Raw genomic sequence first — 25409 nt, 5'->3', positions numbered from 1 at the left:
TGCCGTGACCGACAGTCGTGAGCCCTCCACCGTGACCGACACCTTGTCGTCGGTTGCCCAGGACTACCTGAAGATCATCTGGACCGTCCAGGAATGGTCGGGTGAGAAGGTCTCGACGAAGCTGCTCGCCGAGCGCCTCGGCGTCTCCGCGTCGACGGTGTCCGAAGCGGTCCGCAGACTCGCCGACCAGGGCATGGTCGATCACGCCCGCTACCGATCCATCTCGCTCACCGAGAGCGGGCGCGACGCCGCCGTCGCAATGGTGCGCCGCCACCGCCTCATCGAGACCTTCCTCGTCAGAGAACTCGGCTACGGCTGGGACGAGGTGCACGACGAGGCAGAAGTTCTCGAACACGCCGTCTCCGAGCGCATGATCGCCGCGATCGACGCCAAACTCGGCCACCCGGAGCGCGACCCGCACGGCGACCCGATCCCCACCGCGGCGGGCTCGATCCCGTCGCCACCCGCCCGCGCGCTCAGCGAATTCGGCGACGGAGAGTGCGGGCGTGTCGCCCGGATCTCCGACTCCGACCCGGCGATGCTGCGCTACTTCGACGAAGTCGGTATCGCTCTCGACACCGACATCGAAGTGATCGAACGCCGCGACTTCGCCGGTACCGTCTCGGTGCGGATCGGGAGTCCGGACGGCACCACGGTGGATCTGGGAAATCCTGCGGCCGAGTCCATCTGGATCGTCTGACGCGCTTTCAGATGTTCGACGGACGGACCACGAACACCGATGCCGCCCGCTTCCCCTTCTCCTGGAGCAACGCCACTGCCTGTCCCTGCGGATCGATCGTGGCGTACACACCCGGCATTCCGATCGGGTCGAGCCAGCGGCCATGGGAGAGCACCACGGCCTCGTCGGCCGTGACCGAGCGGGTCTCGAACGCAGTCAGGATCGCCGCATCGAGATCGAGGCTTGGTGTCGGATCGTCCGCCAACTGCTCGAGTGTCCGTGCGTGTTCGAGACCGAACGGGCCGACCGTCGTGCGCCGCAGTGCCGTGAGGTGCCCTCCGACGCCGAGCGCTGCTCCCAGATCTCGCGCAAGAGCCCGGATGTAGGTCCCGGACGAACAGTCCACCTCGACGTCGAGGTCGACAAACCCTTTCTCGGGCGTGTCGTGGCGTGCGAGAACGTCGAACCGCGACACGGTCACCGGGCGCGCGGGGATCTCCACGGCTTCGCCCTCGCGCATCCGCGCGTACGCACGCTTACCGTCGATCTTGATCGCGCTCACGCTGGCAGGGACCTGCTCGATATCGCCGGTCAACACGGCGACCTCCGCGGCAATCCGGTCGTCGCTCACGGTCGAGGCGTCGACGGTCTCGAGCACCTCACCTTCCGCATCGTCGGTCACGGTGTTCTGCCCCAGCCGGATGGTAGCGGTGTACGACTTGGTGGTCAGCGCCAGCAACCCCAGCAGTTTGGTGGCGCGTTCGACACCGAGCACGAGGACTCCGGTGGCCATCGGGTCGAGGGTCCCGGCGTGGCCGACCTTGCGGGTACCCAGCAGTTTTCGGCATCGGGCAACGACATCGTGGCTGGTCATGCCCGCCGGCTTGTCGACGACGAGCAGACCGGCGCGGGTGAGTGCGGGGTTCTCGGAAGCGGATTCGGTCATGGGTCAGCGCACCGCGATCGCGGTGAGCACGAGTCCGTCGGCCACCAGCCAACGACCCTCGAACCCGGTCAGCGGCGGGCCGCCGTGGGTGTCGCCCGGAACCAGCAGCTTCGATCGGAACGTGCCGGAGGTCGCGGCGGAGGTGTCGCGTTCGAAGGTGATGTGGGCGTCCTCGAATCCGAGCCACCGGCCGGTGAGCGGAAACCACGCCTTGTAGGTGGCTTCCTTGGCGCAGAACAGCACCCGATCCCAGTGCACATCAGGATCGGAGGTCGACGCGAGCCATGTGCGTTCGACGTCGAGGCTGACCGCGTCGAGGACACCGTCGGGGAGACGGTCGTGCGGTTCGGCGTCGATCCCGAGCGAACGCACCTGCAGCGAGTAGCCGAGCACGGCGCCGCGATAGCCGTCGCAGTGCGTGAGGCTGCCGACCACGCCTCGCGGCCACACCGGTACACCCCTGTCGCCCTTGAGGATCGGTGCCGGATCCACACCGAGGCGACTCATCGCCTGACGTGCACAGTGCCGCGCACCGATGAACTCGCGGCGACGCTTCTCGACCGCCCTCGCGATGAGCGGTTCTTCCTGTGGGTGGGCCACGAGCCCCGGCGGGTCGGAGAACAGTTCCGCGGCGGCGACACCGTCCGGAACGATCCGTGTGAGCAGACCTTCACGTGCTCCGACCTGGGAGGTCGTCGGTTCCGTCACCGCAGTTCCTTCTCTCGTCGAGTCCGAAACTTCTCGGCTTCGGCTTCCATCTCGGGGGTCACGGTGAAGTGACCGCCCCACTTGTTGAGTGTGCCCGGCGGGTAGTCCGGGACGGGGAGGATCTGGCGTAGCACGTTGTCGGGGAGGCCGCGCCGCTGCCATTCACGTGGATATCCGACCGACACCTCCTCGAAGCGCACCCCGTCGTAGTAGGTGGTGCGCGGTATGTGGAGGTGTCCGTACACGCTGCACAACGCCCGGTACCGCACGTGCCAGTCGGCGGTCTCGGTGGTGCCGCACCACAGCGCGAACTCGGGATAGAAGAGCATTCGGGTGGGCTCGCGCACGAGCGGGAAATGGTTGATCAGCACGGTCGGCAGATCAGGATCGAGCGCGTCGAGCCGAGCTCTTGTCTGCTCGATCCGTGCCCGGCACCACGTGTCGCGGGTGATGTACGGGTCGGGCTTCAACAGGAATTCGTCGGTTGCGACCACGTTCCGCTCGCGCGCCAAGGCGAGGCCGTCGGCTTTCGTGGTGGTGCCGTCCGGCAGGAACGAGTAGTCGTACAGCAGGAACATGGGAACGAGCACGACCGGACCGCCCTCGCCCTCCCAGACCGGGTACGGGTCTTCCGGGGTGATCACGCCGAGTTCACGGCACATGGTGACGAGGTAGTCGTAGCGAGCAACCCCGTGCATCTGCACGGGATCCTTCGCTGTCGTCCACAGTTCGTGATTGCCGGGAACCCAGATCACCTTCGCGAAGCGTTCGCTGAGCAGCTTCAGCGCCCAGCGGATGTCGTCGGTCTTCTCGGATACGTCGCCGGCCACGATGAGCCAGTCGTCGGGTGACTCGGGGAACAGGTCCTCGGTGACAGGCCGGTTGCCCCGGTGTGCCACATGGATGTCACTGACCGCCCACAGTTTTGCTGCCACCGGTTTCTATCCTCCCGTTCCGTCGTCTGCGTGGACCTGCCGGTCCGCGCCCGTCACTGCCCAACGCCCCGTCCGGGTGCGCCACACGACGGCAATCATCCGAAACACGATGAACACCGTAAGCCCCGTCCAAATTCCCGCGAGCCCCCAGTCGAAGGCGAGCGAACACCAGATCAGCGGTAGGAACCCCAGCAGCGCGGCCGTGAGCGTGGCGTTGCGCAGGAACGCGGCGTCGCCTGCGCCGAGCAGCACTCCGTCGAGCGCGAATACCACCCCGGCGAGGGGCATGATCGCGATGAAGAACCACCATGCGACATCGATCTGGCCGAGCACGGCGTCGTCGGTCGTGAACAGGCCGGGGATCATTGTGCGCCCGGCGAGGAAGAACAACGCCAGACCCGCCGCGAACAGCGCCGACCAAGCCGTCACCCGCCAGGCGATCCGGTTCGCGCCGCGGGTGTCCTTGGCTCCGAGAGCGGAACCGACGAGTGCTTGCGCTGCGATGGCGAGCGAATCGAGGGCGAGGGTGACGAAGTTCCACAGCTGGAGGACCACCTGGTGCCCGGCGACGGCAGCCGCCCCGAACCGCGCGGCAACCGCGGCCGCCGACAGGAAGCATGCCTGGAACGCCAGGCTCCGCGCGATGAGGTCGCGGCCGAGGCGCAACTGCGCGACGATCACCGCACGACGCGGCCGATGCGACACGCCCGAGCGCAGCAGCGCCACGACGAACAGCGTGGCGGCGACGAACTGCCCCACCACGTTGGCGACGGCCGAGCCCACGAGTTCCCACCGCGGAGCGCCGAGCAGACCGTGTACCAGGATCGGGCACAGCACCGCCGAGAGCCCCAACCCCAGCACCACGTATCGCAGGGGTCGTGCGGTGTCCTGCACACCGCGCATCCATCCGTTGCCTGCGAGGCTGATGAGGATCAGCGGGGCACCGAACAACGCGACACGTAGCCAGGACACGGCGGCCGCCGCGATCTCCTCGTCGCCTGCGATCAGACTCGCGACCGGCGTTGCGAGCAACTGGCCGATCACGACGATCGCGACCCCGACGCCCACCGCGAGCCAGGTCGCCTGGACGCCTTCGGTGACGGCGTCGTCCCGCCGGCCGGCGCCGTGGAATCGCGCGGCCCGGGCGGTCGTCCCGTACGACAGGAAGGTCAACTGCGTCGTGACTTGAGCGAGGACGAGGCCGCCGATGGCCAGCCCGGCGAGTGGAAGCGCACCGAGCCTCCCCACGACGGCGATGTCGAACAGCAGGTAGAGAGGCTCAGCAGCAAGCACTCCGAGTGCAGGCAGCGCAAGTCCGAGGATGCGTCGACCCGAGAGGTCGAGTGGGGCCCTTCCGGCTTCGGTCGACTCCATCACCCGAGCGTGGCACGCAGGGCAGTGACGATCTCGTCGGAGTCGCCGTATGCCGTGTAGCCGGATGCGAAGCGGTGCCCGCCGCCTCCGAGGGAGGTGGCCACCAGTGAGACGTCCACGCCACGTTTGGAGCGAAGCGAGACGGTCCACTCCTGCGGTCCGACCTCCTTGAACACGGCAGCAACCTCGGCTTCTGCGGTGGTGCGCACGATGTCGATCACGCTTTCGATCTCTTCGGCGCCGAGGTGCGCGGAGTCCGCACGACGCACCAGCGCGTACACCAGTCCGCGGTCGCCTGCGGCATCCGGGACGAGCGTTGCAGAAGCCAGAACCGAGGACAGCATCGGCAACCACCCGAACGGGTGTGTGTCGAGAAGTGTGCGGGTGATGCTCGCGCCGTCGATACCGGTCGCGAGCAGCCTCTCCGCGAGCAGGTGGGTACCCGGACGAACCCACCGGAACGATCCGGTGTCGGTCGCGAGCCCCGCGAACAGGCAGTGCGCGATGTCCGCGTCGACCTCGATTCCCCACGCGTCGAAGATGTCCGCGAGGACCGCCGCGGTCGCCTCGGCGTCCGCGTCGATGAGATTGTGGGTCCCGAACCGTGTGTTGGAACGGTGGTGGTCGATGATCAACGAGTTCCTGGCGCCCTCGATGCGGGTACGCAACCCGCCGAGACGGCCGGCAGTGCCGCAGTCCACAGCGACGAGCAGATCCACCTCGTCCCGGACCTCCTCCGCCGCGGTGACCAGGTGGACACCCGGCAGGTTTCGCATCGACAGGGGCACCGTGTCGGGCGCGGCGAACGCCACCTGCACGGGAATCCCTCGTCGTTCGAACGCCAGGCCGAGGGCCAGCCCGCTGCCGAGCGTGTCGGCATCGGGCTGGACGTGGCACAGCACGGTCACCGTCTCCGCAGCGGAGAGCAGCGCGACGGCACCGTCGAGGTCGACGGCACCGTCACCACCGCTCGACGATTCGGAGTCGGGCACTGTGCCGTTATTCGTCGTCGTCACGTTCGCGAGGTTCCTTGTACGGGTCGGAGTCGCCGGCCGGGACCGCGCCCTCCCGTGCCCGTGCCACCTCGTCGTCCGCCGCACGCGCACGCTCGAGAAGTTCTTCCATGTGACGGGCAGTCTCGGGGACGGTGTCGGTCGCGAATGTCAGTGTCGGGGTGAACCTGACACCGGTTGCCGCACCGACCTTCGATCGCAGGATTCCCTTGGCCTTCTCGAGCCCGGCGGCTGCCGACTCGAGGTCTGCCTCGGTGTTCAGGTCGGCGCCGCGCACGGTGTAGTAGACCGTCGCGTCGTGCAGGTCAGGGGTAACCTTCGCGTCGGTGATGGTGATGAACTCGAGCCGTGGGTCCTTGATCTCATGGTCGATCGCGGTGGCCACGATGGTGGAGATGCGCTTCGCGAGTCGGCGCGCGCGTGCTGGATCGGCCATGTCGTTCGTTCCTCCTCGGTCGCCGGTCTCCGGCGACCACTATCGGTGTTGTGTCGGTCCGTCAGTCTTCCGGGCCGAACACTCTCAGTCTGGTGGAGAGCAACTCCAGTTCAGGGCGGGCCGCGGCGAGCCTCTCGCACTTGTCGAGTATCTCGCGTACGTGTGCGAGGTCGGGTGCGGCGACCGCCACACCGAGTTGCGCCCGTCGATGCAGATCCTGATCACCGGTCTCCGACGCCGACACGCCCAGGCGACGCAGCTCGGCGAGCACCGGCTTGATCAGCGAGCGTTTCCCCTTGAGCGAATGGACGTCGCCCAGGAGGATATCCAGTTCGAGTGCTCCCAGATACATCGTCGATCTTCCCCCGTCGGATCCGGATCTCTCGACACGCCCGTGGCGGCGGACGACGAGGTCGTCCACCGCCACCGGTCGAGATGTGTCAGTCGCGCGGCTTCTCGCGCAGCTCGTAGGCCTCGATCACGTCGCCGACCTTGATGTCGGAGTAGGTGACCGTCAGACCACATTCGTAGCCTTCGCGCACCTCGACAACGTCGTCCTTCTCACGCCGCAGCGACGAGATCGTGACGGTCTCCGCAACCACGTTGTTGTCGCGGAGCAGGCGTGCCTTGGCGTTGCGCTTGACGATGCCCGACTGCACGAGGCAACCGGCGATGTTGCCGACCTTCGACGACTTGAAGATCGCACGGATCTCGGCGCGGCCGAGCTCGACCTCCTCGTAGATCGGCTTGAGCATGCCCTTGAGAGCCTTCTCCACCTCATCGATCGCCTGGTAGATGATCGAGTAGTAGCGGATGTCGACGCCCTCGCGGTTCGCCAGCTCCGTCGCCTTGCCTTCGGCGCGAACGTTGAAGCCGATGATCACGGCGTTGGACGCCGCTGCGAGGTTGACGTTGGTCTCGGTGACGCCACCCACACCGCGGTCGATGACCCGCAGGCGCACCTCGTCGTCGATCTCGATACCCATGAGCGCCTCTTCGAGGGCCTCGACGGTACCCGAGTTGTCGCCCTTGAGAATGAGGTTGAGCTCGTTGTGCTCCTTGAGCGCTGCATCGAGATCCTCGAGGCTGATCCGCTTGCGGCTCTTCGCGGCCAGAGCGTTGCGCTTACGCGCATTGCGCCGGTCGGCGATCTGCCGAGCGATGCGGTCTTCCTCGACGACGACCAGGTTGTCGCCGGCGCCGGGCACCGACGTGAAGCCGATGACCTGGACGGGACGCGACGGAAGCGCCTCGTGCACGTCGTCACCGAACTCGTCGACCATGCGTCGCACACGGCCGTACGCATCGCCGGCGACGATGGAGTCGCCGACGCGCAGGGTGCCGCGCTGGATCAGGACGGTGGCCACCGGACCGCGACCGCGGTCGAGGTGTGCCTCGATGGCGACGCCCTGCGCCTCCATGTCCGGGTTGGCCCGCAGGTCGAGGGACGCGTCTGCGGTGAGCAGCACGGCCTCGAGCAACTCGTCGATGTGCAGCCCCTGCTTCGCCGAGATGTCGACGAACATGGTGTCGCCGCCGTACTCCTCGGTGACCAGTCCGTACTCGGTGAGCTGCTGACGGATCTTCTGAGGGTTCGCACCCTCCTTGTCGATCTTGTTCACCGCGACCACGATCGGCACGTCGGCCGCCTGGGCGTGGTTGATCGCCTCGACCGTCTGCGGCATGACGCCGTCATCCGCCGCGACCACGAGGATCGCGAGGTCCGTCGACTTCGCACCACGGGCACGCATGGCGGTGAACGCCTCGTGACCCGGGGTATCGATGAAGGTGATCAGGCGGTCTTCACCGTTGAGGTGCGTTTCCACCTGGTAGGCACCGATGTGCTGCGTGATGCCACCGGCCTCTTCCTCGCGGACGTTGGCCTTACGGATGGTGTCGAGCAGTCGGGTCTTGCCGTGGTCGACGTGACCCATGACCGTGACCACCGGGGGACGCTGCTGGAGGTCTTCCTCGCCGCCTTCGTCCTCGCCGTACTGGATGTCGAACGACTCGAGCAGCTCGCGGTCCTCGTCCTCGGGCGAGACGACCTGCACGACGTAGTTCATCTCCGAGCCGAGCAGCTCGAGTGTCTCGTCGTTGACCGACTGAGTGGCCGTGACCATCTCACCGAGGTTGAACAGGGCCTGCACGAGCGATGCCGGGTTCGCGTCGATCTTCTCCGCGAAGTCGGACAGCGACGCGCCACGTGCGAGACGGATCGTCTCGCCGCCGCCGCGCGGCAACCGCACGCCGCCGACGGCGGGCGCCTGCATCGAATCGTATTCCTGCCGCTTCTGCCGCTTCGACTTACGGCCACGACGCGGAGCTCCACCGGGACGACCGAACGCACCGGCTGCACCGCCACGTCCACGTCCGCCGCCGCCACCGCCGGGACGACCCCGGAAGCCGCCGGGAGCACCTGCTCCGGCGCCTGCAGGAGCACCGGCGCCTGCGCCACCACCGGCTCCGCCACCGCGGTAGCCACCGCCACCGCCGCCGGGGCGACCGCCGGGTGCGCCGCCCGGACGACCCGGACGACCGGACGCGGCCGGACGTGCAGCACGCTGCGGCATCGCACCCGGAGTGGGGCGCGGAGGCATGGAGCCGGGGGACGGACGCGGTCCGCCCTGACCGGGAGCCGGACGGGGACCGCCCTGGCCCGGAGCCGGACGCTGTCCACCTGCGGCCGGACGTCCCTGGCCGGGAGCCGGGCGGGGTCCGCCCTGGCCGGGAGCCGGGCGGGGACCGCCGGGGCCCGGACGGGGACCGGCCGGACGCGGAGCGGGCCGCTCGGCAGGAGCGGACGAGTAGGGGTTGTTACCGACGCGCGGAGACTTCGGGCCCGGACGCGGAGCGGGCTTCGGACCCGGCGTCGGAGCCTTCGGTGCCGGCTTCGCAGCGGGAGCCTGCGCATCCGTCGGTGTAGCGGCTTCGGCGGCCGGTGCTGCCGGAGCCGGCGTTGCGGGTGCCTGAGTCTCCGCTGCCCGAGTTTCGGGTGCCGGGGCTGCGGGCGCCGGAGCGGCCGGGGCCGCGGGCTTGGGTGCACCGGGCTTCGGCCGTGCCGACGAGGTCGGTGCCGGTGCCTGAGCCGCGGGGGCTTCCTTCTCCGGAGTTGCAGGTGCGGCGGGTGCCGGGGCTGCGGGTGCTGCCGGACGAGGGCCCGGACGCGGTGCACCGGGCCGGGGGCCCGGGGCGGGGGCGGCCTTTGCGGCCGGCGCATCAGCGCTCTGCGCCTTACCGAACGAATCGCGAAGACGACGGGCCACCGGGGGCTCGACCGTCGACGACGCTGACTTTACGAACTCGCCTTGCTCCTTGAGCTTTGCGAGTAGTTCCTTGCTTGTGACACCGAGTTCTTTAGCCAACTCGTGCACGCGGGCCTTGCCTGCCACTGCTCTCCTCACTGATGAGGTCGAGCGGCCAATGCCCGCACGACCTCGGGTTATCTCCGATGGACGTTCATCGCTGGTGCTTCACGGTGTGCTCATGAGTGTTCGTGCCTGTTCTTCTCAGAGTTCGATGTCACTGTTGGTGTCCTGCCGTCGAGATCGCTGTGCGACCTCTCCGTCATGGACCCGACCAGCTGATCCAGCGCTGAGATATCCGGACCGCCGGACACCCTCAGTGCTCTGCCGAATGCTCGACGCCGAACGGCCAGGTTCAGACACTCCGCGGTGGGATGCATCCATGCACCTCGCCCAGGAAGCCTGCGCCTCGGATCGGGGACGACCACGCAACCTTCCGGTTCCGAGCCTCGCGCCACGATCCTCAACAGTTCGGCAGCCAGCGTTCGCTGCCGACATCCGACGCAAGTGCGCACCGGGCCGGTGCGCTCCGGGCGGACGGAGGGCAGGTCATGCTGAACCATCGACCACTGTACCGCTGTTTTGCCCGAAATCCCGCATCTCACCTTCACCTGCCTGTCGGGGACTCGTCCGCGCCCTCTGCCTCGACGGGTGCGGCGTCGCTCCGGATATCGATACGCCACCCGGTCAGGCGTGCTGCGAGACGCGCATTTTGCCCTTCCTTACCGATCGCAAGCGATAGCTGGAAGTCGGGCACGACCACTCGTGCAGCGCGTGCATCCGGGTCTACGACCGTGACGGAAACCACCTTCGACGGCGACAACGCGTTGCCGACGAACTTCGCGGGATCCTCGTCGAAGTCGATGATGTCGATCTTCTCTTCACCGAGTTCTCGCATCACGTTGCGCACACGCTGACCCATCGGCCCGATGCAGGCGCCCTTCGCGTTGAGCCCGGGCACAACCGAGTGCACAGCGATCTTCGAGCGGTGGCCCGACTCCCGCGCGACCGCGACGATCTCGACGGACTCGTCGGCGATCTCGGGAACCTCGAGTGCGAACAGCTTGCGAACCAGGTTCGGGTGGGTCCGCGACAGCGTGATCTGCGGTCCGCGCTGCCCGCGTGAGACACCCACGACATAGCACTTGATGCGGTCACCGTGTTCGTAATTCTCCCCCGGGACCTGCTCGGCCGGCGGGATCAGCCCTTCGGTGGTGCTGGCGTCGCCGCCGATCTTGACGACCACCATGCCGCGGGCGTTGGCGCGGGAGTCGCGCTGCACGACACCGCTGACGATCTCCCCTTCGTGGGTGGAGAATTCACCGAAGCGCTGCTCGTGTTCCGCGTCGCGGATCCGCTGCATGATCACCTGGCGTGCGGTGGTCGCAGCGATACGACCGAAGTTCTCGGGGGTGTCGTCCCATTCGGCGATGACGTTGCCGTCCTCGTCGCGCTCCTCGGCGAGCACCTGGATCGCTCCGGTCTTGACATCGACCACGACCCGCGCGTGCGACTGGTGACCGTCGACGTGCCGGTAGGCGGTGAGCAATGCCGTCTCGAGCGTCTCGATCAGCTCGTCGAACGGAATGTTCTTCTCCGACTCCAGCATCCGCAGAGCCGCAATTTCGATATTCACTTGTCCATCCTCAGTTCGTTGCTTTCGGTGCCGCCGTCCACCGTGTCCTCGTCGTCCGCCGCGTCCGCGCCCACCGCATTCTCGTCGATCTCACCGGCCTGCACGCGACCGTCGGGCAGTCCACCTGCAAGTTCCAGCTCCCGCGGATTCGGGGGCGAGAACTCGATCTCGACCACGGCCTTGCGTACGTCGCTCAGCGACAGGGAGCGAACGAAGGGGCCCTGTTTGTCGGACGCCACCACACGAATGGTGTCGCCGACGAGTTCGCCGATCCGGGCGACGAACGTCTCGTCGGCTGTCTCGATCCGGGCCTTGCGGCCCTGAGCGCGCCGCCAGTGCCGGTCGAGTGTGATCGGCCTGCCGATGCCCGGACTCGTCACTTCGAGGACGTACGGCGACTCCCCGAAATCGGAGATGGAGTCGAATGCTTCGGACACCAGGCGGCTCAGACGGGCCGCCTCGTCGAGTCCGAGGCCCGCGTCACTGTCGACCATCAGTCGAACGGTGCTGTGCTTTCCGGCGGCGGTCACGACCACGTCTTCGAGGTCGTAGCCCTCGTTGTCGAGAAGATCGGTGACGAGCTCGACGATCCTCTCCGGGGGTGGCACAGGCATGGTGAGCGGGCTCCTCGTTCAGTTGTGATCGCAGCGGACACCGGCCGGGACGGACGTTCCGGCAGATATCCAGCCTAACGTGCAATTCGCCGCGCCGTGACCAGGCCGGGGTCGTTGTCTGTCACATCCGACTGGCAGGATGGCCCGGTGCCGATGCCAGTGACGCGATCCGCGATGTCCCGACGAACCCTGCTGCGATGGTGCTCTGCCGCGGCCGGAGGAGTCTCGGTGGCGGCTGTCACCGGATGTGGAACCACCGACGACAGCGAGCCCGAGCCCGACCCATTGCTCGCCCAGGCCGCACGAGCTCGCACCGATGCGTCGACCGCCACCGCCCTGATTGCGGCCTCCCCCGACCTCGCCGCCCCACTGACCACCATCAGCTCCGAACGCACCGCACACGCCGATGCACTCGACGCCGAGGTCGCTCGCGTGGCGGGCACAACGACGAACGACACCCCGTCGCCGACGACCACCGCACCCGCAGCCGAAGCGCCCACCGTCGAACTGCTGCGTGAGCGCCTGACGCAGTCGCAGCGCAGCGCAGCCGACGTCGGCCGCACCCTGCAGGGGTTCCGCGCGGGGATGCTCGCCTCCATCAGCGCCGCGTGTGCGGTCCAGACGGCGGTGTTGTTGCCGTGACGTCGCCCGAGCTCGGTCCCGAACAGCAATCCCTCGTCGATGCCCTCGCCGCCGAGCACGCCGCCGTGTTCGGATACGGCGTCGTCTCGGCTTTCGCCGACCCGGCGCGCGCCGACGACGTGGCGACCGACACCGCAGCACATCGCGCGCGCCGCGACGCCACGATCGACGCGTTGCTCTCCGTCGGTGTCGAACCGCCGGTCGCGGCACCCGGATACACGGTGCCGTTTCCTGTCACCGACCCGGCGAGTGCCGCACAACTCGCACTGCAGATCGAAACCGACACCGCGGTCGCGTGGCGTTCGGTCGTCGAGCGGGCACGAAGCGAACCGACGCGGGCGGACGCGATCGAGGCACTCACCGACGCCTCGGTTCGTGCCGCACGCTGGCGGACACACCTCGGGATCGTTCCGCCGACCGTTGCGTTCCCCGGTCGGTCCTGAGGACCCGGCCGACCACACGGTCACACTTCCTGGCGGCGCATCCACCACATCGTTCCGGCAGTGAACACAAGAATGTAGTCGCCGAGGGCTTGACCAACCGTGAGATCGGCGACCGACTGTTCCTGAGCCCCGCGACGGTGCAGAGCCGGATCCTGCTCGAGCTCGGTGCGCGGGACCGGACCCAGTTGGTGGTGCTGGCCTACGAGTCCGGTCTGGTGCGGCCTGGATGGCGGGAGAGTTGACCGCTCGACCGACGTCGTTCGACCTGTTGGCACCGTATCTGCGCACTAGACTGCGGGTGCGCGACCGTCCGTACAGCGATATGGGAGCACACCATGAAATCAGTCGACCCGTACCTGAATTTCAACGGCAACACCGAAGAAGTATTCACCTTCTACCGATCCGTCTTCGGCGGCGAACTACAGCTGGCTCGCTTCAGCGACATGGATACCGGCGATATGGAGCTGACCGAGGAGCAGAAGAACGGCGTCGCACACGTCGCGCTCCCGTTGGGCGACAGCACGCTCATGGGATCCGATGTCCCCGAGGCAATGGGCACCGTCACTGCCGGAACGAATTTCGCGATCTCGATCGACGCCGACAGCGCCGAGGAAGCCGACCGGGTATTCGCCGGACTGTCCGAGGGAGGCGAGGTGTCCATGCCACTGGGGAAGGTGGAATGGGCCGAGCGCTTCGGCATGTGCACCGACAAGTACGGCGTGCAGTGGATGATCGGCTACGCCGGCGACGTGGTGTTCGGGTCGCCCTAGTCGTCTGTCGGTGGTGGTCGGTGTCCTGGTAGCACGCAGGCGGTGTCGAGACCGAGGACGTGGTTGAGCCGACCGAACGCCAACCACGATCCGATGCTCATCGACAACTCGACGATCTCGGCGTCGGTGTACTGGGTTTTCATCCGGCCCCAGAACGCGTCGTCGAGTCCGTGGTGATCGAGCGCGTATCGCTCGGCGTACTCGGTGGCGAGTCGTGTTCGCTCGTCGAAGTGCTCGGTGGTGCGCCAATTCTCGACGTCTCGGTCGAAACCGGGCTCGACCTTCACTCCGTCCCGTTCGGTGCGCCAGTCCTGGCAGAAGACACATCCGTTGATCTGCGCGATCCGCAGCCGCGCGGCTTCGAACGCGCGCAGGTCGATGGTCGAGTGCTCGTACACGGACAGCGAGAATTGGGAGGCGGGGATGCCGATCCCGGGGACCATCTCGGCCCAGACGTAGCCGATCGGGTCCTTGTCCTCGGGGATGTCGATGATCATGCGGGTGTTCCTTCCGCGGCGGTGAGTTTGCCGATCGCAGGGCGTAGCGGTACGTCGAGCGCGTCGTAGACACCGGGTTCATGCTCGACGAGCCAGTCGATCGCGCCGACGAGGCGACCCACCGCCGTCGCATTCCCCCCTGCCGCCCGGCTTCCGCCTTCGTCGTCGGCCTCGATGCTGACTTCGATCCGAGGTCGTCCCTCGATGATCACCCGGTGCGCACCCGCACCGCCGTCGGGTGGAACCGGCCAGTCCGGCGCGCAATTCGGGTGGATGCGGGTGACGTGTTCGATGACGATGCGGGGCCGTCCGCCGACGATGCCCTGCAGTTCGAATCGCACCGCGCCCTGTGTGCCCGCCTCGAAGTCGCCCATCGTCGCAGTGGTGATGGTGTTGTCGAGGGCCCGCCGGTCGAAGACTTCACGGATCTCGTCGAGTTCGACGCCGAGGCCTCGCGCCATCAACCGCACCTGTCCGCCCCACACCATGGTCGGGACGGACGGCGCGAGCATGGGTGGTTGATAGTCCATCGGCTGTCCCATACCCACGAGGTACCGCACCGAGTCCGGCTGGTCGTAGGTGGAGTAGTCGAAGATCTCCTGGCAGCGGATGCCCTCGACAGTCGTGCCGAGTCCGCTGAGCAGCAGCGGCAGCACGTCGTTGCCCCAACCGGGGTCGATACCCGACGCGAAGAACGACCCTCCTGCCTCCGTGATCGCTGCCAGGATCGGCTCCCGCATCTCGGGCGGGGCGCTGCGGTGGTCGTAGAGAGGAAACAGCGCGGGGGTGACGACCACGGCGCCGGTGCTCAGCGCACGAAGAATGTCGGCGAAGGCGTCGTCGGGGCGGATGTCCCCGGTCGCCGCGTACACGACGGCTCCGGGGCCTGCGGAGAGCGCGGCATCGATATCGGCTGTCGCCGCGACACCGACCTCGCGGCCGAGATCGCCCAGGTCGCCGGCATCGCGGCCGACCTTGTCCGGGTTGTGGACCAGCACCGCGGTGAGTTCTAGCGCCGGGTGAGCGTCGACGGCTCGGATCGCCGCACGTCCGACGTTTCCCGTTCCCCAGACGACGGTAGAGATCATGGCTGCGCACGTTACGACACTGGAACAGGTTCTCGCACCGGATCAGGACAATCCGGCGGGAACCTGTCCGGTCGCGACCCTCAGTCGACGACGAGTGCCATCGCGAAGCCGTCCCAACCCTTCGAGCCCACGGTCTGGAGTGCCGTGGAATCGAGGCGCGGTTCTGCTGCCAGCAGGGCGAGAACGTCCCGTGACGCGCGGACCCGTTCGTCATCCTGGTCGGGATCGGCGATGGCCCCGCCGCGAACGATGTTGTCGACGACGATGACGCTGCCCGGTCGAGTCAACCGCAGTGCTTCGCGCACGTAATTGGAGTTGTTCTCCTTGTCCGCGTCGATGAACACCAGATCGAACGGGCCGTCGATGTGCGGCAACGACTCCAATGCCGGTCCGACGCGGATGTCGACGACACCGCCGACACCCGCGCGGTCCAGATTCGCGCGGGCGACCTCGGCGTGGCGGGGTTCGAATTCGAGTGTGACCACCCGGCCTTCGTCTCCGACCGCGCGGGCGAGCCAGATCGTGCTGTATCCGCCGAGCGTGCCGATCTCGAGCACCGCACGGGCGCCCATCGCTCGGGCGAGCAGGTGCAGGAACTTGCCCTGCATGCGCGAGACGTCGATGGCGGGCAGGCCTGCGTCGGTGTTCGCCACAAGTGCGGACTCCGTGGCGCGATCGTTGCCGATGAGAAGGTCGGAGAGGTAGGTGTCGGTGTGTTCCCATTCAGGAGCCATGGACACAGTGTCCCCCGCCACCGTCTCATCGGTAGCCGTCCGTCGTTTCTAGCGGCGGGTCGCCGCGAGAACCTCGCTCACCGCATCCGCGACGGGCACCTCGCGGGCCTCGCCGGTGAAGCGGTCACGCACTTCGACGTGACCGTCTGCGAAACCGCGGCCGACCACGACGACGAGCGGCATACCGAGCAGTTCGGAGTCCTTGAACTTCACGCCCGGCGATGCTTTGCGGTCGTCGAAGAGCAGATCGACGCCGACGTCGGAGAGTTCCTGCGCGAGAGCTTCGGCGCCCGCGCGGGCCTGCTCGTCCTTGTTGGCGATCACGAGGTGCACGTCGAACGGCGCGATCTCCGCCGGCCAGCGCAGTCCCTTGTCGTCGTGCTGCTGCTCGGCGACCACTGCGACGAGTCGTGAGACGCCGACACCGTAGGAGCCCATGGTGGGGCGCACCGGCTTTCCGTTCTCACCGAGAACGTTGACCTCGAATGCGTCGGTGTACTTGCGGCCGAGCTGGAACACGTGACCGATCTCGATGCCGCGGGCCGAGACGAGCGGTCCGGCTCCGTCCGGCGACGGGTCGCCGTCGCGTACCTCTGCCGCCTCGATCGTGCCGTCCGGGGTGAAGTCGCGGCCGGCGACGAGCCCGAACACGTGCTTGCCGTGCTCGTCGGCACCGGTGATCCACGAAGTTCCCTCGACGATCCGGGGATCGACGAGGTAGCGCACGCCGTTCGCCAGCAACGCCTTGGGGCCGATGTAGCCCTTGACGAGGAACGGATTGGCGGCGAAATCTGCCTCGCCGAGCAGAGCGACCTCGGCCGGCTCGAGAGAGGCTTCGAGCCGCTTGTCGTCGACCTCGCGGTCACCCGGGACGCCGATCCCGAGGAGCTCCCACTCGCCGCCCGGCTGCCGCACCTTCACGAGGATGTTCTTGAGCGTCTCGGAGGCGTCGACCTCGCGACCGAGGATCTGCGAGGACACAGTGACGAGCGTGTCGATCGTAGGAGTGTCCGGGGTGTCGTGGACGACCGCCTCCGGCTGCCCCTCGATCGGAATGGCTGTCGGGGCCAGGGTCTTCACAGCCTCGACGTTCGCGGCGTACCCGGATTCGACGCACCGCACGTAGGTGTCCTCGCCCGCGGGCGATTCTGCGAGGAATTCTTCCGACGCGCTGCCGCCCATGGCGCCCGACGTCGCGGACACGACCACGTACTGCACGCCGAGGCGCGTGAAGATCCGCTCGTATGCGTCGCGGTGAGCGCGGTACGACTCGGCGAGCCCCTCGTCGGTGAGGTCGAAGCTGTACGAGTCCTTCATGGTGAACTCGCGGCCGCGCAGAATGCCGGCGCGCGGCCGTTCCTCGTCGCGGTACTTGGTCTGGATCTGGTACAGCGTGACCGGGAAATCCTTGTACGAGTTGTATTCGCCCTTGACCGTGAGCGCGAACATCTCCTCATGGGTCGGGCCGAGGAGGTAGTCGCCGCCTTTGCGATCCTGGAGACGGAACAGACCGGGTCCGTACTCCGTCCAGCGGTTCGTCGTCTCGTAGGGCTCGCGCGGGAGCAGAGCAGGCAGGGAAATCTCCTGCGCGCCGATGCTGTTCATCTCCTCGCGGACGACCCGCTCCACCTCACGCAGCACCTTCAGGCCCAGTGGCAGCCACGAGTACACGCCCGGTGCGATGCGGCGCACGTAGCCGGCTCGGACAAGCAGCTTGTGGCTGGCGACCTCGGCGTCGGCCGGGTCGTCGCGGAGAGTGCGGAGGAACAGTTGCGACATGCGGGTGATCACGATCGGTCAGCCTACCTCGCGGTCTCATCCGCCCGATCGGTACGGTTGTCGTTTGTGCTGGTCCTTCTCCCCCCTTCCGAGACCAAGTCCGACGGCGGCGACGGCGCCCCACTCGATCTCGGCGAACTGTCGATGCCGCAACTGACCGAGACACGCGAGCTCCTCGTGCAGTCTCTCGTCGATCTCGCCGCCGACCCGGAGGCGTCGTGTCGGGCCCTCGGACTGGGCGCGACCCAGTTCGACGAGGTCGAACGGAACGCGAAGCTGTGGGTCTCCCCCACTCGTCCGGCGCTCTCCCGCTACACGGGCGTGTTGTTCGACGCGCTCGATGCCGCCGCCTTCACCAAGGCACAGCGCGACAAGGCCTACCGTCGGCTGGGCATCGGGTCTGCGCTGTTCGGTGCGGTGCGCGCGGTCGACCCGATCCCCGCCTACCGGCTGTCGGGCGGGTCGAAGCTGCCCGGTTTCGGGACGCTCGCGGCGCTGTGGCGCCCGGAGTTGTCCGATGCGATCACGACGGAAGCGGACGGCGATCTCGTTGTCGACCTGCGGTCGGGTGTCTATCAGCAGCTCGGCCCGATACCCGGTGCGGTGACCGCCACGGTGCTCACCGAGCAGCCCGACGGCACTCGCAAGGTGGTCAGCCACTTCAACAAGCACCACAAGGGTCTGCTTGCCCGAGCGCTGGTGCTCACGCGTGCCGAACCGGCCGACGTCAAGGGTGTGGCGCGGGTGGCGTCGAAGGCCGGTTTGCGGGTCGAGGTGGCATCGCCGACCGAGTTGGTCGTCCTGACCTGATACGCATTCCGACCCCGCCGGAAGACGGGGTCGGCGTGCGTGTCGAGAGCTCAGATCGTCTGGGCTGCCTTCTCGGCTTCCTGTGCCTGCGCGACCTGTTCGGGCGTGAACCGGATGAACAGTGCCGCGATACCCGCGATGACCGCACACACCGCACAGCCGAAGAGAGCGAACAGATAACCCTCTCCCTGCGCGGTGAGCTGAGCGTCCGTCATATTTGCGACCGGACCGGGCGTACCGCCGAGTGACATCGCCCTCGACGTCGCCAGCGAACCGATGATCCCGAGACCGACGGGCCCTCCGAGTGTCTGGGCAACCTGCGCGATCGCCGACAGCGGCCCGATCTCGTGCGAACCCACACCGGCGACGGCACACAACGGCAGCGGCACGACGGCGAGTCCGACACCGAACCCGACGATGAGCACGAGTACGAACAGGGTCGGGAAGTACGCGACGTCGTGGTCCATTGCCGACCCGTACACCAGGCTCACGGTCATGATGGCCGTACCGGTCACGATGAGCCAGCGCGGCTGAATCCGCGCGACGAGCTTCGACGACACGGCGGCCGCACCACCGAGACCGAAGGCGAACGGAACGAAGGCGAGGCCCGCCTGCAGCGGGGTGTAGCCGAGAACGTCCTGCACGAACAGGGCAACGAATGCGGCGAGACTGAACATCACCGCGCCCGCGAAGAAGATCGACACGAACACGGCGACGCGATCCCTGTTGCGGAACAGCACGAACGGCAGGAGCGGGTTCTCGGCGCGGCGCTCGACCAGCAGGAACGCTCCGAGCAGCACAACACCGGCGGCGAGTGCCCCGATCACGGCGGGACTCCCCCACCCCAATCCGGGGCCCTCGGTCACTGCGAACACCACCCCGGTACATCCCAGCGTCGCGAGAATGGCGCCGGGTACGTCGAGCGCGAGACGCTCGGCGACGGTCTCTCGCAGCGAGATCACCGCGAGCACCACGATGAGTACACCGATGGGCACGTTGATCAAGAAGATCCATCGCCACGACACCTGGGTGAGCGCGCCGCCGAGGATCAGACCCGCGATGGATCCGACACCCGTCATCGCGGCGAACACTGCGATCGCCCGGTTGCGTGCAGGACCGGCCGCGAACGTCGTCGCCACCAGAGCAAGGGCGGTGGGTGACGCCACTGCGGCGCCCACTCCCTGGAGGGCGCGTGCGCCGATGAGCATCATGTCGTTGCTCGCGATGCCGCACAACAACGATGCAAACGTGAAGAGCCCGACTCCGGCGATGAACATCTTCTTGCGGCCGTAGCTGTCGCCGAGCCTCCCGCCGAGCAACATCAGGCCACCGAAGGCCAGCGCGTACGAGGTGAGAACCCAGTTGCGGCCGGAGTCGGACAGTCCGAGTTCGGCCTGCAACGGTGCGAGCGCGAGGTTCGCGACGGTTCCGTCGAGCACCACCATGAGCTGGAGCCCGCTCAGGACGAGCGTCGCGATGGCGACGGCGCGGGCGGTCATCTGTTTCGAGGTATCGGTCACGTCACGGACCTTCCGTCGTGAATCCGGCGACCGGACCTATCACGATGATCGCGGGTGGGCGGATGTCTTCCTCACGGACTCGTGCGGCGACGGTCGCGAGGTCTGCGCGCAGCACCCGCTGATGTCGCAGCGTCCCTTCCTGCACTACCGAGACCGGGGTGTCGGAAGGTCGTCCGCCCGAGATGAGGGCATCGGCGAACTGTTCGATGCGCGCCACGGCCATCAGCAACACGAGGGTGCCCCGAAGTTTCGCGAGCGCCTCCCAGTCGGTCAGGGAATCGGGATGATCGGGCGCGACGTGACCGCTGACCACCACGAACTCGTGCGTGACCCCGCGGTGGGTGACGGGGATTCCTGCCGCGGACGGCACCGAGATCGCGCTGGTGATGCCCGGCACGACCGTCACCGGCACACCGGCCTCGGTGCAGGCTTCGAGTTCTTCGAAGCCGCGTCCGAACACGTACGGGTCGCCGCCTTTGAGCCTGACGACGAATTTCCCTGCCTTTGCGCGGTCGACGAGGATCTCGTTGATGGCCTGCTGCGCCATCGCCCTGCCGTACGGCAGCTTCGCGGCGTCGATCACCTCGACGTGCTGGGCGAGTTCGGCGAGAAGCGGTTGCGGCGCCAGATGGTCGGCGACCACCACATCTGCTTGCGAAAGCAGTCGACGGCCCCGGACGGTGATCAGATCCGGGTCGCCCGGTCCGCCACCTACCAGCGCGACACCGACCGGCTTGTTGCCGGTGTCGGAGATCGCGGAGGTGCCCGCCCCGGAGAGCGCGTCGAGGATCGAGGTGCGGACCGCCGCGGAGCGCCGGTGGTCTCCACCTGCCAGCACGCCGACGGTCAGGCCGTCGTGCCGTGCCGTCGCCGGTGTCACCGCACTTCCCTCTCGGGCATTGTCGGCGCGCACGCAGAACACCCTGCGTCGTTCGGCTTCCGCGACGATCGCGGCATTGGTGCCGGGTTCGTCGGTGCACGCCATCGCGTACCAGGCGCCGTCGAGGTCGCCGTCGACGTAGTCACGGAGTTCGAGGGTGATCTGTCCTTTGGCCGCCATGCTTTCGATCACCGGTGTCGCAACGCGCGCCACTACGTGGATGTCTGCACCCGCCGAGGCGAGCAGTCCGATTCGGCGCTGTGCGACGGACCCGCCTCCCACCACGGCGACGCGGCGCCCGGACAGATTCAGGCCGACGAGGTAGTTCGTCTCGTCGGCGTTCTCGGTTGGCACCCGATGATCCCCACTTTCCGATCCGATGTGAACACAGGCCGGTCCGCTCCCACTGGGTGCGGACCGGCCTGTGACGATGTGTGCGAGTGTCAGACAGCGGCAGCCTCGACCGGTGCGGTCGGCACCGGATCGGATGCGACGTCGAGCTCGAGAGCCTTGGTGCTCCAGTCCCACACCTGTTCGAACAATCCAGGCTTGTCCGACAGCTTGACGCCCAGCGACGGGACCATTTCCTGGAGCTTGGGCTGCCACCCCGCCCACTGCTGAGGGAAGCACCGCTCGAGCACATCCAGCATCGCGGGAACCGCGGTGGACGCGCCGGGCGACGCACCGAGGAGACCTGCGATCGTTCCGTCGGCGGCGTTGACCACCGCGGTACCGAACTCGAGGACACCACCGGCGCCCTTACGGCGGATGACCTGGACACGCTGACCGGCGACGATGAGTTCCCAATCCTCGAGGCGTGCCTCGGGAGCGAACTCGGACAGCGTCACGATGCGGTCGGCGGGCGACTGGCTGAGCTCGCCGACGAGGTACTTGACGAGACCGAGCTCGGTCATGCCCACGCCGAGCATCGACATCAGGTTGTTCGGCTTGATCGACTTGGGCAGGTCCATCACGCCGCCCTCCTTGAGGAACTTCGGCGACCAGCCTGCGTACGGACCGAAGAGCAGACCCTGCTTACCGTTGATGACGCGGGTGTCGAGGTGGGGCACCGACATGGGCGGTGCGCCGACAGCGGCCTTGCCGTAGACCTTGGCGCTGTGCTGAGCGATGACGTCGGGGTTGGTGCACCGCAGGAACGCACCCGACACGGGGAAGCCGCCGAAGCCCTTGGCCTCGGAGATCCCCGACTTCTGCAGCAGGTGGAGGGCACCGCCGCCGGCGCCCACGAACACGAACTTTGCGTGAACCTTGCGGGAGTCCCCGGTACGGCGGTTACGGACCTTCACGATCCAGCTGCCATCGGACTGCTTGGTGAGGTTGGTGACCTCGTGGCCGAAGAACACGGTGCCGCCGGATGCCGCGACGTTGTTGACGAGCTGCTTGGTGAGCGCACCGAAATCGACGTCGGTTCCGGTCTCGGTCCAGTTCAGCGCAACCGGATCGGAGAAGTCGCGGCCCTTGGCCATGAGGGGCAGGCGCTCGGCGAACCACTCGGGGCTCTCGGAGTACTCCATCCCGGCGAAGAGCGGGTGTCCGGCGAGGGCGTCGTAACGGGCGCGCAGGTACTTCACGTTGTCGGCGCCGTGGACGAAGCCGACGTGTGGAATCGGATTGATGAAGTTCTTCGGATCCGACAGAATTCCCTTGTCGATCGCGTAGGCCCAGAACTGGCGCGACACCTGGAACTGCTCGTTGACGTTGATCGCCTTGGTGATGTCGACCGAGCCGTCGGGCTTCGCTGGGGTGTAGTTGAGCTCACAGAGCGCGGAATGCCCGGTGCCCGCATTGTTCCACGGGTCGCTGCTCTCCGCGGCGGCGGCGTCGAGCCGCTCGAACGCCGTGATCGACCACTCCGGCTGCAGCTGACGCAGCAACGCCCCGAGAGTCGCGCTCATGATGCCCGCGCCAACGAGCACTACATCGGTCTTCGCCTCTACGTTCTCTGACACTGGGAAATCGACTTCCTTGTCTGTTCGCACGCGCCGCCGCGGTGGTGGTCCGCCCGCGTGAGTGTCCCGTACACGGACATGGACGCTCTCGTACACCGAGCTCACCACGATCGTGCAGACTGCGACGAACAGGTTACCCGGATGTTGACCGGCGTTTCATTTCACCCAATTGTGTACCCACTTCAGTCTGCCGCAGTCACCAATACAGTGTGATAGTGACAACTTGGCAGCCCGACATCCTCGGCGACGGATACCAGCAGCTCAGCTTACCTCTGGGCACGGACCCGGACGATGAAGGACAGATCAGCGCGACCCTCGTTCGGTATCAACCGGACGACGTCGACCTCCCCGATCGTGCAGTCCTCTACGTCCACGGTTTCACCGACTACTTCTTCCAGCAGCACCTGGCCGAGCACTTCGCCGCGCAGGGCTACCGCTTCTACGCCCTGGACCTGCGCAAGTGCGGCCGGTCGCGCGCACCCGAACACACCCCCCACTACGTCACCGACCTCGAGTTCTACGACTCCGAGCTCGATCAGGCGTTGCGGCTGGTGCGCGATGAGGTGAGCGGGGGCGTCCTGCTCGCCGCCCACTCGACCGGCGGTCTCGTGCTCCCCCTGTGGCTCGACCGTCTCCAGCGGCGCCCCGGCGGCGCCCGCGGAGCGGGAGTGACCGGTCTGATCCTCAACAGCCCGTGGTTCGACCTGCAAGGACCGTCCTACCTGCGCAATGTCGGTACCGCTGCGATCGATCTCCTCGGCCGGTTGTGCCCCAAGGAAGCGGTCCCCGGCCCGAAGCTCGACACCTACGGGACGAGTCTGCTCAACGGCGGCTGGACCTACGACCTCGACTTGAAGCCGACGACGGGGTTCCCTATCAGATTCGGGTGGATCCGCGCGGTGCGACAGGGACACGCGCAACTGCACCGTGGGCTCGACATCGGGGTGCCGTCGCTGATCCTGCGTTCGGGGGAGAGCCGTTCGGCGCCGAAGTACGATCCGGCGATCGACACCGTCGATGCAGTTCTCGATGTCCGGCAGATCGCCCGGTGGGCGGGGTGTCTCGGCGACCGCACGACGATCGTGCCCATCGACGGTGCACGGCACGATGTGTTCCTTTCCACACCCGGCCCCCTGGGTGAGGCCTTTCGGGAATTGGACCTGTGGCTGGGATGGTTGGACGATCACAGAACCGGTGACGAGACCGCCGGCGCCCGGTCGGACGACGCCCGGCCACGAACCACGGGAGAGCATGCGTGACCCACTACGACCTCGCGATCATCGGTACCGGATCGGGTAACTCACTCATCGATGAGCGCTACGACGACAAGCGCGTCGCGATCCTCGAAGAGGGCACCTTCGGCGGTACGTGTCTCAACGTCGGGTGCATTCCGACCAAGATGTACGTCTATGCCGCCGAGGTCGCACGCACGATTCGCGCTGCAGGCAAGTACGGCGTCGATGCCTCCATCGATGATGTGCGCTGGAACGACATCGTCGACCGCGTCTTCGGACGCATCGATCCGATCGCTGCGGGCGGCGAACGCTACCGCCGCGAGGACTGCGACAACGTCACCGTGTACAGCGGGCATGCCCGGTTCGTCGGGGAGCGCACGATCGACACGGGCACCGGCGAGACCATCACCGCCGACCAGGTGGTTGTCGCGGCCGGCTCACGCGCAGCGGTCCCCAGGTCCGTGCTCGACAGCGGCGTGCGCTATCACACGAGCGACGACATCATGCGTCTGCCGAAACTCCCCGAGTCGCTGGTGATTCTCGGTACCGGATTCATCGCCATGGAGTTCGCGCACGTGTTCTCCGCCTTGGGCACACGAGTGTCGGTGATCGCGCGCAGCGGCGCGCTGCTGCGGCACCTCGACACCGACGTCTCCGAGCGATTCACGATGCTCGCCCGCGAGAAGTGGGACGTGCAGCTGTCCAATCCTGCTCGCGTGTTCCGGTCCGTCGGCGACGGCGTCGAGGTGGAACTCGCCGACGGCAAGGTCGTGGCCGGCGACGCGCTGCTCGTCGCAACCGGCCGCGACCCCAATGGCGATCTCCTCGATGCAGTGAAGGCCGGGATCGACCTCGACGGCGACGGGCGCATCGTCGTCGACGAGTTCCAGCGCACCACGGCGCGCGGCGTGTTCGCACTCGGTGACGTGTCGTCGTCGTACCAGCTCAAGCACGTCGCCAATCACGAGGCCCGGGTCGTACAGCACAACCTGCTCCGTGATGCGTGGAGCGGCACGTCGGAACTGCGGCGTTCCGACCACCGGTTCGTGCCGTCCGCCGTATTCACCGATCCGCAGATCGCGACGGTCGGGCTGACAGAGGAACAGGCCCGCGCAGCCGGATACGACATCTCGGTCAAGGTCCAGAACTACGGCGACGTCGCCTACGGCTGGGCGATGGAGGACACCGAGGGCTTCTGCAAGCTGATTGCCGATCGATCCACGGGTCTGTTGCTCGGTGCGCACATCATCGGAGCGCAGGCGTCGACCGTGATCCAACCGCTGATCCAGGCGATGAGTTTCGGTCTCACCGCCCAGGAGATGGCCAACGGCCAGTACTGGATCCATCCGGCGCTGCCCGAGCTCGTCGAGAACGCTCTGCTCGGTCTCTGACCCG

Annotated in this window: 25 protein-coding genes and 1 pseudogene; 8 read left to right on the top strand and 18 right to left on the bottom strand. The window is 67.2% G+C overall.

All coding sequences use genetic code 11. The annotated features are described in order from the left end of the window. The first annotated feature begins 4 nt into the window (after positions 1–4). Positions 5–700, top strand: a complete 696-nt coding sequence (locus ACFWCF_RS19835) for a metal-dependent transcriptional regulator (RefSeq protein WP_378564904.1) — start codon at positions 5–7, stop codon at positions 698–700. A gap of 7 nt (positions 701–707) precedes the next feature. On the opposite strand, the gene truB is transcribed toward ACFWCF_RS19835, so the two are convergent. The 11 genes from truB to rimP all read right to left on the bottom strand — a co-directional run bounded on the left by truB (position 708) and on the right by rimP (position 11646). After that, on the bottom strand, positions 708–1625 hold the full coding sequence (truB, locus tag ACFWCF_RS19830) for a tRNA pseudouridine(55) synthase TruB (RefSeq protein ID WP_378564901.1): 918 nt from the start codon (positions 1623–1625) through the stop codon (positions 708–710). 3 nt (positions 1626–1628) lie between these two features. Next, complete coding sequence (npt, locus tag ACFWCF_RS19825) at positions 1629–2333, bottom strand: 4'-phosphopantetheinyl transferase Npt (protein ID WP_378564898.1); 705 nt, start codon at positions 2331–2333, stop codon at positions 1629–1631. Then, positions 2330–3268: a metallophosphoesterase family protein gene (locus tag ACFWCF_RS19820; protein ID WP_378564895.1), complete on the bottom strand. Its 939-nt coding sequence runs from the start codon at positions 3266–3268 to the stop codon at positions 2330–2332. Before ACFWCF_RS19820 ends, npt begins: the two co-directional genes overlap by 4 nt. Before the next feature lie 6 nt (positions 3269–3274). Then, positions 3275–4642, bottom strand: a complete 1368-nt coding sequence (locus tag ACFWCF_RS19815) for an MATE family efflux transporter (protein ID WP_378491670.1) — start codon at positions 4640–4642, stop codon at positions 3275–3277. After that, complete coding sequence (locus tag ACFWCF_RS19810) at positions 4642–5634, bottom strand: bifunctional oligoribonuclease/PAP phosphatase NrnA (protein WP_378564997.1); 993 nt, start codon at positions 5632–5634, stop codon at positions 4642–4644. The genes ACFWCF_RS19815 and ACFWCF_RS19810 overlap by 1 nt, the downstream gene beginning before the upstream one ends. 7 nt (positions 5635–5641) lie before the next feature. Further along, positions 5642–6091, bottom strand: a complete 450-nt coding sequence (gene rbfA / locus ACFWCF_RS19805) for a 30S ribosome-binding factor RbfA (protein ID WP_378491669.1) — start codon at positions 6089–6091, stop codon at positions 5642–5644. Between the two features lie 61 nt (positions 6092–6152). Beyond that, on the bottom strand, positions 6153–6443 hold the full coding sequence (locus tag ACFWCF_RS19800; protein WP_378491668.1) for a DUF503 domain-containing protein: 291 nt from the start codon (positions 6441–6443) through the stop codon (positions 6153–6155). An 88-nt stretch (positions 6444–6531) separates the two neighbouring features. Beyond that, positions 6532–9483, bottom strand: coding sequence for a translation initiation factor IF-2 (infB, locus tag ACFWCF_RS19795; protein WP_378564892.1), 2952 nt, complete (start codon positions 9481–9483; stop codon positions 6532–6534). A 92-nt stretch (positions 9484–9575) separates the two neighbouring features. Then, positions 9576–9959, bottom strand: a complete 384-nt coding sequence (locus tag ACFWCF_RS19790; RefSeq protein ID WP_378564889.1) for a YlxR family protein — start codon at positions 9957–9959, stop codon at positions 9576–9578. Positions 9960–10003: 44 nt separating this feature from the next. Beyond that, positions 10004–11032, bottom strand: coding sequence for a transcription termination factor NusA (gene nusA, locus ACFWCF_RS19785; protein WP_378564886.1), 1029 nt, complete (start codon positions 11030–11032; stop codon positions 10004–10006). Next, positions 11029–11646 (bottom strand): ribosome maturation factor RimP, encoded by a 618-nt coding sequence (gene rimP / locus ACFWCF_RS19780; RefSeq protein ID WP_378564883.1) that lies wholly within the window; start codon positions 11644–11646, stop codon positions 11029–11031. Before rimP ends, nusA begins: the two co-directional genes overlap by 4 nt. Before the next feature lie 228 nt (positions 11647–11874). Between rimP and ACFWCF_RS19775 the strand changes: the two genes are divergently transcribed. The 4 genes and pseudogenes from ACFWCF_RS19775 to ACFWCF_RS19760 all read left to right on the top strand — a co-directional run bounded on the left by ACFWCF_RS19775 (position 11875) and on the right by ACFWCF_RS19760 (position 13501). Continuing rightward, positions 11875–12288 carry a hypothetical protein gene (locus tag ACFWCF_RS19775; protein WP_378564880.1) on the top strand — a complete coding sequence of 138 codons (414 nt, stop codon included), beginning with the start codon at positions 11875–11877 and terminating at the stop codon, positions 12286–12288. Next, complete coding sequence (locus ACFWCF_RS19770; RefSeq protein ID WP_378564877.1) at positions 12285–12731, top strand: ferritin-like domain-containing protein; 447 nt, start codon at positions 12285–12287, stop codon at positions 12729–12731. Before ACFWCF_RS19775 ends, ACFWCF_RS19770 begins: the two co-directional genes overlap by 4 nt. Positions 12732–12805: 74 nt before the next feature. After that, positions 12806–12973 (top strand): annotated as a pseudogene (locus ACFWCF_RS19765) (response regulator transcription factor); the annotation flags it as partial. A 93-nt stretch (positions 12974–13066) separates the two neighbouring features. After that, positions 13067–13501 (top strand): VOC family protein, encoded by a 435-nt coding sequence (locus tag ACFWCF_RS19760; RefSeq protein WP_378564874.1) that lies wholly within the window; start codon positions 13067–13069, stop codon positions 13499–13501. On the opposite strand, the gene ACFWCF_RS19755 is transcribed toward ACFWCF_RS19760, so the two are convergent. The 4 genes from ACFWCF_RS19755 to ACFWCF_RS19740 form a co-directional block, all read right to left on the bottom strand. Then, positions 13498–13998, bottom strand: coding sequence for a carboxymuconolactone decarboxylase family protein (locus ACFWCF_RS19755; protein WP_378564871.1), 501 nt, complete (start codon positions 13996–13998; stop codon positions 13498–13500). The two genes, ACFWCF_RS19760 and ACFWCF_RS19755, sit on opposite strands and share 4 nt — an antisense overlap. Further along, positions 13995–15086: a dihydrodipicolinate reductase gene (locus tag ACFWCF_RS19750; RefSeq protein WP_378564868.1), complete on the bottom strand. Its 1092-nt coding sequence runs from the start codon at positions 15084–15086 to the stop codon at positions 13995–13997. The genes ACFWCF_RS19755 and ACFWCF_RS19750 overlap by 4 nt, the downstream gene beginning before the upstream one ends. Before the next feature lie 80 nt (positions 15087–15166). Then, positions 15167–15820 carry an O-methyltransferase gene (locus tag ACFWCF_RS19745; RefSeq protein WP_378564865.1) on the bottom strand — a complete coding sequence of 218 codons (654 nt, stop codon included), beginning with the start codon at positions 15818–15820 and terminating at the stop codon, positions 15167–15169. Positions 15821–15868: 48 nt separating this feature from the next. Beyond that, positions 15869–17611 (bottom strand): proline--tRNA ligase, encoded by a 1743-nt coding sequence (locus tag ACFWCF_RS19740; RefSeq protein WP_378564862.1) that lies wholly within the window; start codon positions 17609–17611, stop codon positions 15869–15871. A gap of 54 nt (positions 17612–17665) precedes the next feature. On the opposite strand from ACFWCF_RS19740, the gene yaaA reads away from it, so the two are divergent. Beyond that, positions 17666–18409 carry a peroxide stress protein YaaA gene (gene yaaA, locus ACFWCF_RS19735; protein ID WP_378564859.1) on the top strand — a complete coding sequence of 248 codons (744 nt, stop codon included), beginning with the start codon at positions 17666–17668 and terminating at the stop codon, positions 18407–18409. A 50-nt stretch (positions 18410–18459) separates the two neighbouring features. Here yaaA and ACFWCF_RS19730 read toward each other — a convergent pair whose 3' ends face one another. From ACFWCF_RS19730 to mqo, 3 genes are all read right to left on the bottom strand, one after another. Continuing rightward, positions 18460–19908, bottom strand: a complete 1449-nt coding sequence (locus ACFWCF_RS19730) for an MFS transporter (RefSeq protein WP_378564994.1) — start codon at positions 19906–19908, stop codon at positions 18460–18462. 22 nt (positions 19909–19930) lie between these two features. Next, positions 19931–21163: a uroporphyrinogen-III C-methyltransferase gene (gene cobA / locus ACFWCF_RS19725; protein WP_378564856.1), complete on the bottom strand. Its 1233-nt coding sequence runs from the start codon at positions 21161–21163 to the stop codon at positions 19931–19933. 89 nt (positions 21164–21252) lie between these two features. Then, complete coding sequence (gene mqo / locus ACFWCF_RS19720; protein WP_378564850.1) at positions 21253–22779, bottom strand: malate dehydrogenase (quinone); 1527 nt, start codon at positions 22777–22779, stop codon at positions 21253–21255. A 215-nt stretch (positions 22780–22994) separates the two neighbouring features. On the opposite strand from mqo, the gene ACFWCF_RS19715 reads away from it, so the two are divergent. Both ACFWCF_RS19715 and mtr read left to right on the top strand, forming a co-directional pair. Beyond that, positions 22995–24038, top strand: a complete 1044-nt coding sequence (locus tag ACFWCF_RS19715; protein ID WP_378564847.1) for an alpha/beta hydrolase — start codon at positions 22995–22997, stop codon at positions 24036–24038. After that, the gene (gene mtr, locus ACFWCF_RS19710) at positions 24035–25405 is read left to right on the top strand and encodes a mycothione reductase (RefSeq protein WP_378564844.1); all 1371 of its coding nucleotides are present in this window, start codon (positions 24035–24037) and stop codon (positions 25403–25405) included. Before ACFWCF_RS19715 ends, mtr begins: the two co-directional genes overlap by 4 nt. Positions 25406–25409: the final 4 nt, after the last annotated feature.

Source organism: Rhodococcus sp. NPDC060090, assembly GCF_042729855.1.
Taxonomy (GTDB): domain Bacteria; phylum Actinomycetota; class Actinomycetes; order Mycobacteriales; family Mycobacteriaceae; genus Rhodococcus.
Note: the sequence above shows the minus strand (reverse complement) of the source record. Positions and strands in the feature narration are given on the sequence as shown.

Coding starts and splice junctions, on each gene's coding strand:
- truB (WP_378564901.1), bottom strand. CDS start 1,625: ATGACCGAATCCGCTTCCGAGAACCCCGCACTCACCCGCGCCGGTCTG.
- ACFWCF_RS19815 (WP_378491670.1), bottom strand. CDS start 4,642: ATGGAGTCGACCGAAGCCGGAAGGGCCCCACTCGACCTCTCGGGTCGA.
- rbfA (WP_378491669.1), bottom strand. CDS start 6,091: ATGGCCGATCCAGCACGCGCGCGCCGACTCGCGAAGCGCATCTCCACC.
- ACFWCF_RS19800 (WP_378491668.1), bottom strand. CDS start 6,443: ATGTATCTGGGAGCACTCGAACTGGATATCCTCCTGGGCGACGTCCAT.
- ACFWCF_RS19790 (WP_378564889.1), bottom strand. CDS start 9,959: ATGGTTCAGCATGACCTGCCCTCCGTCCGCCCGGAGCGCACCGGCCCG.
- rimP (WP_378564883.1), bottom strand. CDS start 11,646: ATGCCTGTGCCACCCCCGGAGAGGATCGTCGAGCTCGTCACCGATCTT.
- ACFWCF_RS19760 (WP_378564874.1), top strand. CDS start 13,067: ATGAAATCAGTCGACCCGTACCTGAATTTCAACGGCAACACCGAAGAA.
- ACFWCF_RS19755 (WP_378564871.1), bottom strand. CDS start 13,998: ATGATCATCGACATCCCCGAGGACAAGGACCCGATCGGCTACGTCTGG.
- ACFWCF_RS19750 (WP_378564868.1), bottom strand. CDS start 15,086: ATGATCTCTACCGTCGTCTGGGGAACGGGAAACGTCGGACGTGCGGCG.
- ACFWCF_RS19745 (WP_378564865.1), bottom strand. CDS start 15,820: ATGGCTCCTGAATGGGAACACACCGACACCTACCTCTCCGACCTTCTC.
- ACFWCF_RS19730 (WP_378564994.1), bottom strand. CDS start 19,908: ATGACCGCCCGCGCCGTCGCCATCGCGACGCTCGTCCTGAGCGGGCTC.